General features: G+C 42.1%; 13 protein-coding genes. 6 read left to right on the forward strand and 7 right to left on the reverse strand.

Annotated elements, in window-relative coordinates:
* Window positions 1-348: 348 nt before the first annotated feature.
* Window positions 349-975, forward strand: coding sequence for a Uma2 family endonuclease (locus JGK36_RS03000; protein WP_293186545.1), 627 nt, complete (start codon window positions 349-351; stop codon window positions 973-975).
* Between the two features lie 132 nt (window positions 976-1,107).
* Here the strand turns inward: JGK36_RS03000 and JGK36_RS03005 are convergent, their stop codons facing one another.
* The 4 genes from JGK36_RS03005 to JGK36_RS03020 form a co-directional block, all read right to left on the reverse strand.
* Window positions 1,108-2,292: an AI-2E family transporter gene (locus JGK36_RS03005; RefSeq protein ID WP_293193372.1), complete on the reverse strand. Its 1,185-nt coding sequence runs from the start codon at window positions 2,290-2,292 to the stop codon at window positions 1,108-1,110.
* Between the two features lie 124 nt (window positions 2,293-2,416).
* Entirely contained in the window at window positions 2,417-3,034 is a 618-nt protein-coding gene (locus JGK36_RS03010) for a Uma2 family endonuclease (RefSeq protein WP_293193371.1), read from the reverse strand.
* Window positions 3,035-3,272: 238 nt separating this feature from the next.
* Window positions 3,273-5,201: an O-linked N-acetylglucosamine transferase, SPINDLY family protein gene (locus JGK36_RS03015; protein ID WP_293196186.1), complete on the reverse strand. Its 1,929-nt coding sequence runs from the start codon at window positions 5,199-5,201 to the stop codon at window positions 3,273-3,275.
* A gap of 46 nt (window positions 5,202-5,247) precedes the next feature.
* Window positions 5,248-5,472: a hypothetical protein gene (locus JGK36_RS03020; protein ID WP_293196188.1), complete on the reverse strand. Its 225-nt coding sequence runs from the start codon at window positions 5,470-5,472 to the stop codon at window positions 5,248-5,250.
* A 103-nt stretch (window positions 5,473-5,575) separates the two neighbouring features.
* Here JGK36_RS03020 and JGK36_RS03025 point away from each other — a divergent pair, with 103 nt between their 5' ends.
* The 5 genes from JGK36_RS03025 (at window position 5,576) to JGK36_RS03045 (ending at window position 11,794) form a co-directional block, all read left to right on the forward strand.
* Entirely contained in the window at window positions 5,576-5,827 is a 252-nt protein-coding gene (locus tag JGK36_RS03025) for a hypothetical protein (protein WP_293200781.1), read from the forward strand.
* Window positions 5,828-6,205: 378 nt separating this feature from the next.
* Window positions 6,206-7,537, forward strand: coding sequence for a methyltransferase domain-containing protein (locus JGK36_RS03030; protein ID WP_293196192.1), 1,332 nt, complete (start codon window positions 6,206-6,208; stop codon window positions 7,535-7,537).
* A 100-nt stretch (window positions 7,538-7,637) separates the two neighbouring features.
* The gene (locus JGK36_RS03035; RefSeq protein WP_293196194.1) at window positions 7,638-8,171 is read left to right on the forward strand and encodes a type IV pilin-like G/H family protein; all 534 of its coding nucleotides are present in this window, start codon (window positions 7,638-7,640) and stop codon (window positions 8,169-8,171) included.
* Between the two features lie 216 nt (window positions 8,172-8,387).
* Window positions 8,388-10,619, forward strand: a complete 2,232-nt coding sequence (locus JGK36_RS03040) for an O-linked N-acetylglucosamine transferase, SPINDLY family protein (protein WP_293196196.1) — start codon at window positions 8,388-8,390, stop codon at window positions 10,617-10,619.
* 14 nt (window positions 10,620-10,633) lie between these two features.
* Window positions 10,634-11,794 carry a glycosyltransferase family 4 protein gene (locus JGK36_RS03045; RefSeq protein WP_293196198.1) on the forward strand — a complete coding sequence of 387 codons (1,161 nt, stop codon included), beginning with the start codon at window positions 10,634-10,636 and terminating at the stop codon, window positions 11,792-11,794.
* 46 nt (window positions 11,795-11,840) lie between these two features.
* On the opposite strand, the gene JGK36_RS03050 is transcribed toward JGK36_RS03045, so the two are convergent.
* From JGK36_RS03050 to JGK36_RS03060, 3 genes are all read right to left on the reverse strand, one after another.
* Window positions 11,841-12,635 (reverse strand): DUF1698 domain-containing protein, encoded by a 795-nt coding sequence (locus tag JGK36_RS03050; protein WP_293196200.1) that lies wholly within the window; start codon window positions 12,633-12,635, stop codon window positions 11,841-11,843.
* A gap of 35 nt (window positions 12,636-12,670) precedes the next feature.
* Window positions 12,671-16,987: a CmcI family methyltransferase gene (locus JGK36_RS03055; RefSeq protein WP_293196202.1), complete on the reverse strand. Its 4,317-nt coding sequence runs from the start codon at window positions 16,985-16,987 to the stop codon at window positions 12,671-12,673.
* 75 nt (window positions 16,988-17,062) lie between these two features.
* On the reverse strand, window positions 17,063-17,461 hold the full coding sequence (locus tag JGK36_RS03060) for a tetratricopeptide repeat protein (protein WP_293196204.1): 399 nt from the start codon (window positions 17,459-17,461) through the stop codon (window positions 17,063-17,065).
* Window positions 17,462-17,531 lie beyond the last annotated feature (70 nt).

Below are 17,531 nucleotides of genomic sequence, written 5' to 3' on the forward strand. Positions count from 1 at the left end.
ATAACTGAGATGTTACACCATTCTCAATTAGCCTTTTCTGAACAGGCAAGATGCCTGTTCCACAAAGAGTTAATTTTCTTGTGGAACAGGCATCTTGCCTGTTCTTGATAATGATGCAAGATGTGAGTTATAACGCAATACGGTTCAGTTAACACTGTTAATTCCCCGGATATCCCCCTAAATCCCCCCTGATAGTCGGGGGATTTTGAGCAACTTCTTGTCCCCCCCTTGTAGGGGCGGTGCCCCCGTTCCCGCCCTCTTGGCTAGGGGGGATCTGTCTTATCTGAACCGTATTGAGTTATAACGGATATAAGAATAATATCATAAATCAAATAAAGGGCGATCGCCATGACTCAAGCGATATTAAAACCAGTCACTTTCGATGAATTTATTGACTGGTATCCTGAAAATTCGATAAACCGTTACGAACTCCATAATGGAACGATTGTTGAGATGCCTAAAACAACCGGAGAACATTCAGAAGTAGCTGGCTTCCTTTGCCTGAAGCTAGGGATGGAAATCGAGAGGCTGCAATTGCCCTACTTCGTACCCAAAGAATGCGTTGTCAAAGCTGATAACGAGCTATCTGGTTACGAACCGGATGCGATCGTTTTGGACAGACAAGGGACGAACAGCGAACCGAGATGGAAAAAGCAATCTATCATTACAATGGGTAGTTCTGTCCGGCTAATTGTCGAAGTTGTCAGTACCAATTGGCGGGATGATTACGGCTACAAGTTGGTTGACTACGAAGCTTTGGGTATTTCTGAATACTGGATTGCGGATTATTTGGGACTTGGTGGCAGACGCTATATTGGCAATCCGAAACAACCTACTTTTTTTGTTCACCATTTGGTTGATGGCGAGTATCAAGTTAGTCAGTTTCGGGGGAGCGATAGGATTGTTTCGCCCACATTTCCAGAGTTGAATTTAACGGTGCAACAGATTTTCAGCGCTGGACAAGATGCGGTTTAGAGTGCTAGGATACAAGATATAGATTTATAAGAGTCGGCGATTGAAATCGCTTCTATAAAAACAAAGTCCGCCTTCGCGGACTCAAAAATAAACTGCTATTTAAGCCAGATTTGGGATGAGTACAAACCTGAATTACTGATTTCCAGGAACGTCATTTGCGTCATTCTCTGGATCATCGGAAATGTCTGGTTTGTGTTCGGGTAAATTTTCTGATCGGCTTTGTGTGACTCCTATAGATTCGTACTCTTCATGAATAGCCGAATCAATTGCCGCCAACCTTTTAGGATTGGCGTCCCACTGGTTGAGAATGTCTTTAATTAGCACTTCCCTAATCCAAACTTGAGCGACAACTGTGAGGGGAAGGGCTAGCAATAAGCCTAAAAATCCAAAAAATGTGGCGAAGAATACTTGAGCTATTAAAGTTACTGCTGGCAGCAGCGATACTTGCTGTGCCATGACGTAGGGGGTGAGGATGTTGCTTTCAAACTGTTGAATTAGAAAGTAAAGAATGAGGACTAAACCTGATTTTAAGGGAGAGTCTAAAAGTGCGATCGTCATTGGCGGAATGACGCTAATAGTAGGGCCAATATTCGGAATCAAGTTCAGAAATCCTGCTACTACAGCGTGAGCTAACGGTAGGGGAACTTGCAAAACTGACAAACCAATTAAGCTCAAAAAAGCAATCACACTCATGCTAATTAAAGCGCCGATGACCCATCTACCGAGAGCTATTTCGCATTCATCTAAAATACCCTCGATTCGCCGCCGATAAAAAGAGGGAAATAGTTGTGTAAATGCTTTGCGGTAAGATAGGGGATCTGCTAAAGTCATCAAGGTCAAAACTAAGACTAACAAAAAACTCAGGATAACGCCTAATGTATTGCCGACAAATGCTCCTGCACCGCCAACGAGTTGGTTGAATAAAGGTTGCAGTTGCCGCATAATGTCGTTAACATCAAGATTTGGCAGGCGCTGGCCTAGTTGTCCCGAGAAGCGAGTTTCGATTTGATCTACCCAATCATTTAATCTTGCTATTCCTTGAGGAGCTCTTTGGGTAAGTTGTTGGAATTGCAGGGCGAAGGGCGGTACAATTATCAGGAACAAGCCTACGAAGACGAGGAATAAGAAGCTAATTGAGCACAGTACGGCGATCGACCTTTTGAGTCGGAATTTTTTTTGTAAGTAGCGTGCTAGTTTGTTTAAGGCCGTGGCTAAGACGATGGCGGCAAACAGCAGCAGTAGCGCTTGCCTGATTTGCCAGAGGATGTAACAAGATGCGATGAGGGCTAATAAGCCCATCCACTGTCCTAGCTTCATGCGATTTTTAGATATTATAACGGGGAATTGCCGACATTGCTTTAGACGCTTTTGGAATCGCGTCTCTACAAGATAGCTTAAATGCGATCGCCTCTTTACAATATACTCCTACAACGCAGCCTCTTCAATTCCCTTTCGCGAACACCTGCTGCGCTGTCAGATTCAATTTTGGGAAAGTTGGCGACTCAATCACCTCAGCCCCTCGGAACAGTTTAACTTGGTATTCCCCATCAATTAGTTGGTAAACCGAAAAAGTTGGTTGCTTAGGATTGCCGATAAACCGTCTCCCGCCCAATCCTAGATAGTCTATAATCCAATATTCTTGGATGCCCATTGACTCGTAAGCCTCTAGTTTGCGGGCATAATCATCCTCCCAGTTAGTGCTAGTTACTTCTACGATTAGGGGAACTGATGAACCCATTGTAATAATTGATGATTTCTCCCATCGCGGCTCGTTTCCAATGGTTTGTTCGTTGAGTACAATAATATCTGGTTCATAACCAGATTCCTCGCGCATGGGTTTGATGACGGCTTCTTTCGGGATGAAGTAGGGTAAATTAAGACGCTCAATCTCAATTCCTACCTTCAGCGAGGTAAAACCTGCTACTTTAGAATGCTTGCCTGTTGCTTTTGGCATTTCAACAATTTCTCCGTTGTGTAGTTCATAGTGACATCCTGAATTCTCAGGATACCAGTCAATGAATTCATCGAATGTTACTAATTCAGTTATGGTTTGAATCATGGTGAGTGCCTTGAGTTTGGTTGCGATCGTCCTAACGTATATTATATGACTTGTAGGGTGCGTCAGACGAACTTGTAGGGCGATTTTCGAGGGTTTCGGCTCTAAGGTTCGTAGTGAGGACTTTAGTCCTGATTCTGTCAAGGACTAAAGTCCTCACTACAAACTAATTTTATTGTCATCATTCGATCGGACTTGATATAAATCCCATCCAAAAAACCTCGCTGTCAACTGTCAACTATCAACTGTCAACTGTCAACTGTTTAAGTCTTTCTCGAACAACTTCTTGATAAAAACTCTCTAAAGCTGTCACGCAAACTTTATCATCAAACAGATTATCTTGTCGCTGACTCATGCGTCGTGAAATATCTCGCCGCCACTCTGAATCTAAACCCAATTTGACAGCAATTTCAATGTATTCCTTTTCATTTTGGGCAATTGTGTCTGTTACTCCCAGCATCTTGAGAAAGCTATAAGCGTGCAGTCCCCGCATAAATTCTCCCGGACAGGTTACTATAGGTAAATTGCACGCGATCGCCTCCAAAGACGTATTTCCCCCCGACCAAGTGAAAGTATCCAAGAAAACATCGGCAAGAAAGTTCATGGCTATATACTCTTGTCGAGTTGCAATCGCTCGGAATAGACAGTAATCTTCGCTGTCGAGATTAACAGCAGCAAAAGCCCGCTTGAGCCGTTTTCGCAACAGTTCACCGCGCGGAAAAATAAACTGAGCTTGCGGCACGCGGCGGGCAATTTCTGCTAAAATAAAATCATATTGCGGTAAGTATTTGAAAGGAGCTTGGCAGCAAAAGTAAATTATTGCATCTTCTCGAAGGTCAAAATCTAAGCGACTATTGTTTAATTCTCCCACGAGTGGTTTTGGGTAGGAAACACCAATATTAGGCAACTTAACTAAGGTTTCTGAGTAATGCGATTGTGCATTTTCCGGTTCCATCAATTGGCTGGAAATAAAATAGTCAACTGTGGGTAAACCAGAGGTAACAGGATGTCCCCACGCCGAACATTGCACGGGTGCGAGGCGCAAAGCTGCTATTTGGATAGTTGGTGCATCCATGCCAATTTCCGGGAATACAAGAATGTGCAATTTGTCATCAATAATTTGTTGGCATACAGCTTCTAAGTTGTGAGGAATGTGGCGGAATACATGGCTATATTCGCGAAATTGTTCTGTAATCAGATCTGGTTCATTACCCGTGTAGTAACAGTAAATCTCAAATTGTTTTGTATCGGCATACCGCAACCAGCCGGTCAACCATAAAGTGCCGCTGTAAGAATGCAAGTAACTAGAAACATAACCGACTCTAATTTTACCATTTTCCGCCAGTTCTGGCATCTGTCGCGGTTCCACCCACTGGGGATAGTTAGCCGCCATGATTTGATGAACTAAATTGGCATATTTTGATTGCGATTCCACAACATTGTGGGCTTGATAGGCTAGGTAGAAATTAGTGAAACTCTGCAAGCCGAAAAAAGCATTTATTTTTTCTTGTGGAGTTTTCACAGATGTTTGCTGAATCAAGCTTTCTAATTCTCTGACAAATCTCAGCCTATAAAGCTGAATTTCTTCTTTATTATCGTAAATAATCGGCAATGTTAAGTGTTTCAAAAGCTGGAAAACGTATTCATTCGGTAGAATCTTTGCCGCTACTTCTGCATTTGATATAGCTGATTTTGTACGTCCACTTTGCTGGCAAATTTTGATAACTTCAAAATGCAGTTGTCCGGCTTTTGGGTGATTGCAAATTCCTTGTTCGAGGATTGCGATAGCTGCTGAGATTTTATTAATTTTTCGCCAGCAATCGCTGAAGTTCAAAAATAGTGATACATCTCCTACCTGGAATTGTGAAAATCTTTGATACTGCTTAATAGCTTCTTCATATCTTCCTTGATAGTAGAGTGTGTTAGCCAAATTCAGGGCCCTTGATGTTGGTGATTCCAGGGTGATATCGCCAAGTCGATCCAGTTCCAATAATGGGATAATTTCTGCGCCGGACAAGGCTAGTGCTATTTGATTTTCCGCAGTCAACTTAATTCTATATTGAATCTGTGCCAGAAGAGTTTGCCACTGGCTTTGACTGAGGTTTTCTAATAAGATAATTTCCGGTTCGACGCTTGACTCTAAATATTCTTCCATGCAGAGATTCATCATAATCCCGGACAAAATTAAATCAGCATCTAACTCAGAGTCTTCTGAGTTAGATGCTATCTATTAAAAGAGCTAGATTATGGCGATCGCGATGAGTGACAATACTTTTAATAATTGGGGCTAACTCTAAATATAGCAATTCTTCTGGTTGGCTCCAATCGGGGAAAATGAGCAAATTTAAGGGTTTGAGATTCAAGGTGGTTAGATCCATGCGATCGTCTGTCCTGTATTCTTGGGTATTGTGGGGCTTTTGGTGTTGTGTGCGGCTGCTCAACTCCTACCTCGGCTGCTGTTGCCATGCCCGCCAGCCCAGAATCGCAGCTAGGATGATACTGGGGGTAAACACGGCGATCAGGGCGTTGAAGTCGGTTGAGGCTATGGATAGGCTGGGCCCTGCGTACTTGATGGCCAGGGAAAACGCGGCGGAGAAGCAGAATACTTTGAGGATGGGGCTGATGTTGGTGTTCATGGATGTGCTGGTTGGTTGTACGATCTGGTTTGGCGCGGGGGTGGGAAACTTTGACCTTAAGTATTATGGCAAGGCTGTGGTCTTGTTGAGTGTGGGGTTTGGGAAAAGTGCGATCGATCGTGCCGGGAGTGCTGATAATATTTATGATAATTTTGGGTAAGCTTCAGTTTAAAGGTAGATTCGCATCACTGAGATTTCCTACGTTAACCTAACTCCGTAAGAGCAGACCTATTTGCTCGCGATCGTTCAAACACGTAAAGCATCCTACCGGAAAAAGTGATAAATTATCAGTCGTCAACTCAGGGGAGACACAGCCAAAACCGATGATTAGCGTCAAAACACTTTTAGAGCAAGCTCAAAATCCCGACTATTGGAAAAGCCTGAATCCCCAGCTAAGTGTAGGTGAAGATTTTACTTCACTATCTGGCAGCTATCTTACCAGCATATGTATTCTCTGTCAGAGGATATAGCCGAACTCGCCACAGAAATGCCAAAATAGACTCTCCAACCGTCACTTAAACTTCAGGATAATTTTACAATGGACCACCAAAACTTAGAAGTAGTAGATAAAATACGTCAGCAATTTGATACGGCTCCTTATCCTAGAAAGCCTTTAGATCAATCTCCTAAAAATGAGTCAGAATTACTTTATTTTCATGACCTTTCAACAGCTTACTATTTAAGAAATCAAAAATTGATAAAAACAGATGGAAAACTTATTTTAGATGCTGGGTGTGGGAGTGGCTATAAGTCATTAGTTTTGGCAGAAGCAAATCCTGGTGCGAAAATAATTGGCATTGACTTGTCAGAAGAATCTGTGAATTTAGCCAAACAACGCCTGCAATATCATGGTTTTGAAAATGCCGATTTTCATGCAATGCCACTAGAAAATTTACCTAGCTTAGGCTTAGAGTTTGATTACATTAATTGTGATGAAGTTCTTTATCTTTTGCCTGATATAGTAGTGGGGTTACAGAGCCTGAAATCAGTATTAAAGCCTGAGGGAATTATTCGCTCAAATCTTCACAGTTCAATTCAGAGAAATTTTTATTTTTCTGCTCAAAAAATATTTGGATTAATGGGTTTAATGAATAATAATCCCCGCGAACTAGAAATGGAATTAGTTCGAGAAACTATGAAAACCTTGAAAGATCAAGTTATGCTTAAGATGGTAGCTTGGAATGCTCAAGAGGCAGAACAAGACGAATGGATTTTAATGAATTATTTATTGCTGGGGGATAAAGGATATAATATTCCTGAAGTTTTTGCAGCCTTGAGAGTAGCTGATTTAGAGTTTGTTAGCATGGTGGATTGGCGGCAGTGGGAATTGACGGATTTGTTCAAGGAGCCAGATAACTTACCGATGTTTCTAGAAATGAGCCTGCCAGAAATTTCTGTGGAAGAGCGACTGCATTTATTTGAGCTGTTTCATCCTGTCCATCGCCTGATTGACTTTTGGTGCGGTCATCCCAACCAAGGTCAGCCTTTTGTGCCAGTTTCCGAATGGAATCAATCTGACTGGCAGGTAGCGCGAGTTCACCTGCATCCTCAATTGAAGGTTGCCCAGGTAAAAGAAGACCTGCTCAAGTGCATCGCTAAGCAACAATCTTTCACGATCAGCCGTTATATCCCTTCACTTTCCCAAGTTCCGATCGCCGTCGAGAGTATGCTAGCAGCTTGCCTGCTGCCTTTGTGGGAAGGAGCGCAGCCGATCATGTCCCTAGTCGAACTGTGGCTCAAGCTTAAGCCACTGCATCCTGCTACCCTAGAACCCGTGAGCCACGAGACGGCTTTTGCAGAAGTGCGGGAACTCCTAAGTACGCTGGAAGCTTTTATGTACGTGCTTTTAGAGCGATCGGCTGGAGACTGAAAAAAAAATGGGCGGGAGTGATATGAACGCCACGAAAACTGGGTAAGTTAAATTTACGAGTTAGAAATCAATCATCCCACGCCTCTAGGAGAAACAACCCATGAAAACTGAATTAAAAGCTAAGTTCCTGCATCACCTCAATCAAAAAAGACAAGATAAGGGTTTTACCCTGATTGAACTGCTGGTAGTTATCATCATCATCGGTATTCTGTCAGCTATTGCATTGCCTTCCTTCCTCAACCAAGCTAACAAAGCCAAGCAGTCAGAAGCCAAGCAGTACGCAGGTTCGATGAACCGCGCCCAGCAAGCCAAATACGCAGAACTTGGTAATTTTGTAACAGATTCCGTTGACAATCTGGGTATTGGCATTAAAACTCAAACTTCTAACTACACCTATACAGTTAAAGATGGGGGCGCCAAAAACGTTGGCAACCAAGCATTCTCCTTATCTGACTCACTCTTACCCTATACAGGAATTGTGGCTCTGGTAACACCTAAGGAGCAGACTGATGCCACCACTGTGGCAGTATTATGCCAAGCTGGTAAGGCAGCAAAAGGTAACACCATTCCTCTTCCTGCTGGTGGTGGTCAGGCCTTAGCCTGTGATCCTAGTACACCTGAAGTTACTAAGTAGGAAAGGTCTCAGATAGAGCATGGGTCTTGCTAGTCTGAGCTGAACCTATTGAAAGAGTGGGTAGTGTTTCTTAATGCTACCCACTCTTTGAATACAATTTTAATTACACTTTTTTGACCAAACATCTCCTAATATCAAAGCAGGATATACGACTATAAACTTCCGCTCGTCGTTACTACACTTTGCTTCAATATGGCATAAAGTTAGCTTGCTTATATGACTGCTAAATACTTACCTACTAAGCCTACTCATTGGGAGCAACAAGCCCGTCAATGTCTAATTCGAGGAGATTACGCTCAAGCTGCACACCTTTATGAACAGGCGATTGAAGAGGAACCCGATACAAAATCTTACTATTGGCATTTAGGCCTAATATTGCTATTGCATGGGCAAGAAGCAGAAGCTCAGACGACTTGGCTGCTAGGCATGGCAGAGGGGGAACCCGAACAAGTCGAACTCTGGACTTCTGAACTAATACAAGTTCTGCAAGCAGAAGCAGAGCGCAGAGGTAATCTCGGTGATTGTTCGCTCTCTTGGGTGATTCGACAGCATCTACGTGAAATCAACCCCGCAGATATTAACAATCTGTTGCATATAATAGGTCTTTCCATCCTGCTTGAAACTTATACGGGACATGATTTGATTGCTCTAGACTTGTTGAATATACTCAAGTCGGAACCTCCCATCAAGCTAGACTCTGAGCTATTGATGCAAGTGTTAAAGAGCGTTTTAGATTATGACTCCTTGCATCCCTCTTCCTTGGAATTAACGGAGGCCTGTATACCTCATCTGCATAACCCTCAAGTTTTTATTCAAATAGTCGTAGCAGCTTCAGTTCAGATTGCACAACAAATACCAGCACTGGCAGTACGCTTCGCTGAGCTAGCTCGCAGTTTAGATGATAAAAATCTAGGAATATTGCAGCAACTGGCTAATTATTACCCAAATGCTCAGCAATACGATCAGGGCATACAAGTGGCTAAATTGCGCTATTCCTTATCAGATGAGTTAACCGATAAAGTTTTTTCCAACCATCTGATTATGCGCTGTTTGATGAGTGCAGGTGGATACTGGGAAGAGGTTGCTTCAGTTATCGGGCTACATAAATCGCTGCTGAACTTACTGATAGCTGAACAACCAAGAGCCATTCACCCAGTTACAGTTCAAAATTTATTTCTTACATCCTTCTTTTTACCTTACTTTCAGGATGAGCCAAAAAATAATAGGCAAATTCAAAACCAAGTGTCTCAGTTGTGTCAAGCTAATGTTCAAATCTATGCTCAGGAGCAGTCCGAGAAATACCGACAGCGGCAGTCATCTCGTAAAATCAGCGGTAGTGCTACTAAGCCATTGAAGATAGGTTACTTATCTAGTTGCCTGAGAAGGCATTCTGTAGGCTGGTTAGCACGATGGTTGTTTCAGTATCACGATCGCGATAAATTTGAAATTTACGGCTATTTTATAGGTAACAAAAAAAAGCCAGATATTTTACAAGAATGGTATCTAAATCAAGTTTTTAAAGCATCTAAAGATAGCTTTGGAGGTCTTGAAATAGCAGAGCAGATTGCTAACGATGAGATTGATATTCTGATTGAACTTGACAGTATCACTTTAGATATTACCTGTGAAGCGGTGGCACTTAAACCAGCTCCTATTCAAGCTACTTGGCTGGGATGGGATGCTTCTGGGCTGCCGGCGGTTGACTATTTTATTGCAGATCCGTATGTTCTACCGGAGTCTGCTCAAGATTATTACAGTGAAAAAATCTGGCGCTTGCCTCAAACTTATGTAGCTGTAGATGGTTTTGAGGTGGCTGTCCCTACTTTGCGTCGGGATCAGTTAGATATTTCTAGCGATGCGGTGGTGTATCTAAGCGCTCAGAAGAGCTACAAACGCCATCCCTCAACAGCGCGACTACAACTTAAGATTTTGAAGGAAGTACCGAATAGTTACTTTTTGATCAAAGGTGCCGGAGATGAAGAATCAATAAAAAACTTCTTTACTCAAATGGCAGAAGAAGAAGGTGTGGCGGGCGATCGCCTGCGATTTTTGTCAGAGGTAGCAGCAGAAGCCGTTCACCGAGCTAATTTGGCAATTGCTGATGTAGTTCTTGATACCTATCCTTATAACGGTGCTACAACTACCCTAGAAACTTTGTGGATGTGCATTCCTCTCGTGACGCGAGTTGGTGAGCAATTTGCGGCACGTAACAGTTATACGATGATGATGAATGCAGGGGTGACAGAGGGAATAGCTTGGACTGATGAAGAGTATGTCGAATGGGGGATTCGTCTAGGGAAAGACCCGGCTTTGCGGCAGCAAATATCTTGGAAACTGCGGCAGTCACGACAAACAGCTCCGCTGTGGAATGGTGAGCAATTTACGCGAGAGATGGAGAAAGCTTACGAGCAAATGTGGCAGATATATTTAGATAAACATTATTCATAACGGAGATCGGGTGATTGGAAAAGCTAAAAATTCTGGTTGTAAATAATCTATATCCACCCCAAGTGGTTGGAGGCTACGAACGGGCGATCGCAGATTACGCTAAGCTTTTGCAAGAACGCGGTCATCAGGTTCTCGTTATTACCAGCAACACGGAACACTTGCCCACTGGTTACACAAAAGCTGATTCAGATCCTCCGACAGTGCGACGCTGTTTATCTTTATGGGGAACTTGGACAGAGCGAGGGGCGCAGCCTTTTTACCCAGCTCATGTTGCAGCAATTGCCGTACAAAATTATAAAACTCTAGAGGAATTGTTGCCCTTTTTTCAACCTGATGTTTGCTTGACAGGCAATGCAGATTTTTTAGGTTCGCCAATTTTAGAACAGATACTAGCTGCCGGGATACCGATCGCTCATTATGTGATGAATTCACAACCCGGATATAGCTGCGATCTAGCTCCTCAGAGTTCTTTGTATCGATACATTACTGTTAGCGATTGGATTCGAGAAAATTTACAGCAACAAGGCTATCCTACAGAAACGGCTCAGACGATTTATCCAGGCGGAGATGTTGAGGCATTTTACCAAGCCGAACTTCCACCGCGCGATCGCCTTCGCATTGTCTATGCCAGTTTAGTGATGCACTATAAAGGCCCAGATATTTTGATTGAAGCTCTTTACTTGCTCCACAATGCAGATATTGACTTTACTGCAACAATAGCAGGAGGCTCTCTCAATCCTAGTTTTGTTCAAGAACTTCAAGAATTTGTTGAATCAGAGGGCTTACAAGACAAGATTCACTTTGCTGGATTGCTATCCCGGCAGGAACTACAACAGCTCTACAAAACGCATAATATTTGGGTATTGCCCTCTCGCTTTGAAGAACCATTTAGTATTGGTTTAATTGAAGCCATGGTTGCTGGACAGACGATAGTTACCAGCAATACAGGAGGATCTCCAGAAGCCGTGAAGCACGGAGAAACTGGGCTAATTTTCGAGTCAGAAAACCCTATGGATCTTGCCGATCAGTTATCTTACCTGTTGATGAATCCTGCTGAATGGCAAGATATGGTAAGCAAAGGACAGGAACGAGCTTTATTAGAACTCAGTCGCACCCGTACAATGGATAGATTAGAATCCGTTTTGTACGAACTAGCACTTCAAAACAAAAAATAAATCAGTAGAAATTGGGAATTCAGTGTTGAGTTGATACCTCACCTAATTATAATTTTTGAGTGGTATGAACATCGTGTGTGGTGTTCCAGTAATCAACAACTCTTGGCTGGTCTATCAATTTTTTATTTGTACAAATAAAAGTAGCCCTATCGATCCAACGCTCGATCGGCTGAGTCATTGAATAAGTAATTCCTTCGGGTGCCAATGATAGTAAATCGTTGTTGTACAAGAGTTCAATATCTTCCACCACCAAATCGAGACTCAAAAGCGTATCCATGAGTCCTTTCAAATTAAAGAATGTACAACTCGTAGGCTCATACGGACTATCAGAACCTACAGGACAAAACAGCATAGCATTTTGGTTGTCATCCACATATACTGCTGTTTCTATAACTATTTTTCCTCCTTCTTCCAAGACATCTTTAATCAACTTTAGCGACCAGAAGGGATATCGGAGATGATAAAGAACACCGGGAAATAAGATGACATCAAACATTCCAAATGTCTCAGGTTTTAAGTCAAGGAGGTTTAATTGATACATCTTGACTTTTGAATTGAAAAAAGGAATCAAGAACTCGATCGCCCCCATCGATAAGTCATTATCGATACCAATGACTTCCTTTGCGCCCAGCTTTTCTGCCTCAAAACAAAACAAACCATCTCGACAGCCGATATCAAGAACTCGCTTGTCCTTAAGATCCAGTGTTCTTAAAGCCCTAAGAGGCACGTCCTGCATAGGTACAGCGACGTTATTTCCTGATGTTGATATCTTTTCAGTTAATTGAATTATGTGATAGAACTTGTGCTTTTCTAGTTGTTCAATAATTTGATTTTCATCCATGACTGACCTACCTTTTATATGTTGAGTGAAATTCATCAAATGCTAAGATTATCTGCTTTCAAACTGGGGAGATTTGCTGCGCCAGCTTGTGCAACTGCCTGTTCGTTTTCGTTCTCTAAGACTAGCCGATAGTGGATGCAGGGTAATAAAGCTTTCCACTGCATTTCACTGAGATTTCCCAGTAAAGACACTTCTGGAGCGTCTGTCTCATCTAAATCTTCTTGCATAAGAATATCCATTATAACAGAGGATAAAAGTAAATTTGCATCTTCTTCGGAGATGTTGCTGGTGTCTAGAAGCGCAGTTATTTTACTTGGTTCTTTGTGAGCCAATAAAGAAGTAATTACACCTTGTAACTGAAGAAAGATAGACTCTTCAGGTTGCTGCCAATCAGGAAACAGAATTATGTTGAGTTCTCTCAGTCTTAAGTTGTTGAAGAAGTCATCCAATTCCGCTGATAGTGAAATTTCTGGTGAGACAACCAACTCCAACGGTGAACGATCGCGATTCAATAGATTTTCAGCCTTGACCAGCTTTGGCACAATTTTCAAAACAGCTTGCGCTGCTTTTGTGGCTAATTCTCTATTGCCCATTTTTTCTGAGGTTTGCGCTAAATGCCAAAAAGTGCGCCAGTGATTGCAGTCTTGATGAACAGAATCTTCTTTTTGAAACCATACACCCGTGTAGTCGATAACCCGAAGAGCAAATGATTGACCGCAACCCTTTTCAAATTCATGGATTGCTTTTTTACAACCATCCCAGTGACCGTAATCGTCTATCTGGATAAAACCGTTGGGAACAACACTATCGTAAATGTTATTAAATATGTCCATTGTTGACTCATACCAATCGCCATCAGCGTGCAGTAAAGAAATAGTACCTACTGCGGATTTAGATTCAGGTAAGGTTTGAGCAAATAGTCCCTTAACGGGTAGGACAATATCTCTGACATCCAAGGATTGACAAATGACCTCTAAGTTGTCAATAAGTGGAGCTTTGAGAGTTCCAGCACCCCAAGATGTTAAATTAGCAGGAATTCCGTTATGTTTATCGGCTTCAGTGGGTTCTGGCATCCCTTCAAAAGTGTCAAAAGCATAGATAAGTCGCGGGCGTAAACTGTATCGCTTGATAACGACTGCTAGAAGCGCTGCTGACCCTCCCTTATAACTGCCACATTCAACGAAGTTACCTGGTATATCATCTAAACAGATTTGCCTTGCTAGGGAGTATAGCGAGAATAGTCGGGCTTCACTCAATAATGTGTAAGGTCTGATAACTGACAGTATTTGTTGAAATTCATCCGCAATCGTGCTGTCAAGAATTATGTTACTAAATTGTGATAGGATATGATGCTGCAAGCTTTTTTGAACATCTCCTACTTCCCAGTAAAGTATGCTTAGGTAGTTGTGGGAAATTAAAGAGCTTTGATGAGCTGCTACTGCTTGTGTGAAGGTAGCGATCGCCGTCTCTATCTCACCCTTCAGAAAATACTCTTTGCCTTTCTGAATTAACTCAGCAAGTTTTTGCCGATCGCCACTCAAATCAACAGACGAGGGTACTTGAGGTACAGGCTGATACTCTTCAACATAATGAAACAGTTTATTTAAAAATGGATCGCCGGTTGATGAGGATTCTTTTACTTTCTTTAAAAACCCATTAGTACACCAAGTTAGGTTATAGCCAAAGTAGTCACAATAACTGCTATCAATTTCATATTCGCCTTCGCGTTCAGACAAAAATTCTTTCAATGCTTTGTGGGGTCCACTATTACATAAAGTATCTTGAACTAAATCTGAAATAATTCCATCCTCTATAACAATATATTCTCCTTGCTTGAGACATGAATGAAAAAATTCTAAGACGTGCTTGCTAGTTTCGTAAGAGTGGTCTGCATCTTCTATTACCAGTAGAGGACGTGGCAACGAGTTGAGAAAATTTGGTGTCAATGTTGCCTGTAATGCTCGTCCGTTCCCTTCCATGTAAGTGACGCGAGGATGTTGGACTGAAGTAACTTTGACAATATCGATAGAATAGATGTGACCATCAATGCCAAAATTATTTAGCATATCTCCCAACCACACAGCACTCCCACCATCTTTTGAGCCAATTTCAATAATTGTACGCGGTTTTAAATTCCAGATTAATACGGGGTAGATTGCAAAGTCGAAGGGATTTTTCAGCATGGGTACGCCCCTGTATGAATAATTCATAGTAGCGTTTTGAATTGACAGCATATTTTCGCGTGCAAGGGTTGTATGCCACGAGCGTTGCTGTGTGGGGATTGTTATTTCCGATCGCAATAGAGCTTTAGTTAAGTTTTCAACTTGTTCTTGTGCTTGTTGGTGCGTCGGATTAATTGCCAGTTCCTCTTTTGCGGCTGTAAGTGCTTCCTTATGCCGTCCTACATTATTCAAACAAATAGACCGCAGGTAGTGCATTCCTGCCACATTGATATTTAGTAAAACCGCTTGTTCAGCTATTCGCATGGCTTCTACTGGCTGGTTACTATTAACTAATGTAATGGCTTGTTGCATCATTTCTTGCACTTGTCGTACTCCTACTTCTCGATCAAAAAACTGATTATTTGACATACTGCTGACTGTGTACCCTTGTAAATGCGTAGGTAATATCCAGTTAACTTTAGGATCTGGATGATGGACAACTGGCTCAACATTTCCCCGCCAAGCAACTCCCATGATTTGCATGGTTTGATATACCATTGTTTGCCACCCTTTTTGCTTTAAGTAGTCTAAGCCTTGAGTGACATCAGGGGAAGCCAAATCGTGAAATAGAATTAAAGCATCTGCTTCTGCTAATTGTTCGCAAATAATTGCATCATGAAGTGGGCCTGGTGCTTCATGGTTGCCGTCAATAAAAATCAAAGACCATTTACGCTGCAATTGAATCGCTAATTCTTCAACGGCTGGGGGACTGGAACCAGCTACTAAATTAACTGAGTCAAGCACTCCTGCTGATTTTAGTGAATTACTGACACTTTCATAAAAATCCGGTCTAGTTAGTAGAGGATCTATTACATCTAGATATACTCCTGCCAGTGCTAAATGACAGGCTGACCAACCCAGCCAACAACCAATTTCTAATGCTTTTTTCCCTTTAAACTTGAGAGCCGTATTATATATAATATGAGCTTCATCTCTGCTCAGAAATCCTACTGTTGGTTGCCGTCTATCCACGTACCAGTTATGAGGAACATTTCGGCGCAAGTAAGGCCAACTTTGGAGATTTGTATCTCCTACAATCATACCTTGGAAGCATTTATCAGGCTGAATAGTAAAAAAATTTGGCGAAATATAGTCTCGCTTCGGCAAACTTTGTTTTGAAATACCTGGAGCCTTGACAGTCTCCAATTTAAGATGTTCGCCTCCACTTACCCAATCTCGCATTCTAACAACAATCGGTAGTGATTCTAGCCCTTGTTCCACCAGTTCAGGAATTTGACCCAGACTCTCAATGATATTATTTGCAAAATTATAGTTAGGGTCACTGCCATAATTTAAAGTTAGATATTCTAGAATTTCCAGAGCATAATCAGGAAATTTCATCACGTCAGCCAGACAAGCTAGTTTGAGCAGTTTTTCTGGTGTTTTTAAGCTTGGATCTACATTCGATCGCATCAAATCGCGAAAATAAAAAGCGTCTGACCAAATTAAAGCGCCCGGATGACTGTTTGATATGACTGGGATTTCGCGACGCATATCGCGCTGCATATGCCCAAAGTCAAACAGTGTAAGACCTCGGTTCCTGAGATAAATATCTACATCGCTAAATAAAGGTTGACCTGCATACAGTTCGGTGAATTCAACTTCGGTTACTAATCCCAATACACTATTATTTAATATCCCATCAGCTCCTTGTAAAACTTTTAGCTCTGCTCCCTGAACGTCTAGGTGAAGAAAATCTATTTCTTTGATATCTTCAGCTTTACAAAATTTTTCTAAAGTGGTAGTGGATAAATCTACTGTAGACTTTAGCTCGATCAGTTCTGAATTTCCCGAGAAGCGCTTGATATAGTCTTCACTGGGGGGATATAAAGAACTGCATCCGGGATATTTAGTTACATAAAGTGTGGCTTTTCCCTCTGTATTGCTAAGAGCTAAGGGAATATGTTTTTCAGTCCAATTTACTTGTCTAGCTTCTAGGTCAGCATTAGCTTCATTGCAAGCTTCTGCATCTGCATCAAATCCATAGATAGTCAAATTAGGCGCAAAAATTTGCCATCCTTGACTTGCATAATCATCCAGGTCTCCGATTTTACGAGATCCAACAATGCCTACTGTAATGTGAACTCGATCTAAATGACCTGTTTTCTTAAGAATGGGTAAAAAAAGCATAATATTTTTTTTTATTAGTGAGATTGATTGTAAGTCTGCTGTGTTTTGATTTTAGCTTTACCGATCGCCCTTTCCTTACTTCTTCCCCTTCGCCTGCCGCAACAGTGCCTGATAATCAGCCCGATCGCCATTCAACTTCACCAACTTCTCCAAAGGCTCGATCGCCCCCACTCGATCATTCATCTCCAATCGCACATTTGCCAACCCCTCCAGAGCCGTCTGATTCTGCGGTTCCCGCTGCAAAACAGTTACATATCCCCGTTCCTGGGCCGCCAGCAGAGACTCCTGAGAAACCACAACAGCAGCCACGGGTTTTTGTCGGTGCTGGCTGCTCAAACCGCTGCTGAACAGACTCACCATACCAAAAATTGTCGAACCCGCAAAGCCAGCCATTGATACAAACGCAAAAATCTGCTTAATACGATCGCCCTTGCGAACCCCACTATCACTAGATTTTTTCTGTATACTTTCCATTGCTAACCTTTACTGTAGCTGTTTTCCAGGCACTCGCACTCGTACCTATATCTAGATTGCCCAAGTTCGA

It is taken from the genome of Microcoleus sp. PH2017_35_SFW_U_B (assembly GCF_020737865.1).
GTDB lineage: Bacteria > Cyanobacteriota > Cyanobacteriia > Cyanobacteriales > Microcoleaceae > Microcoleus.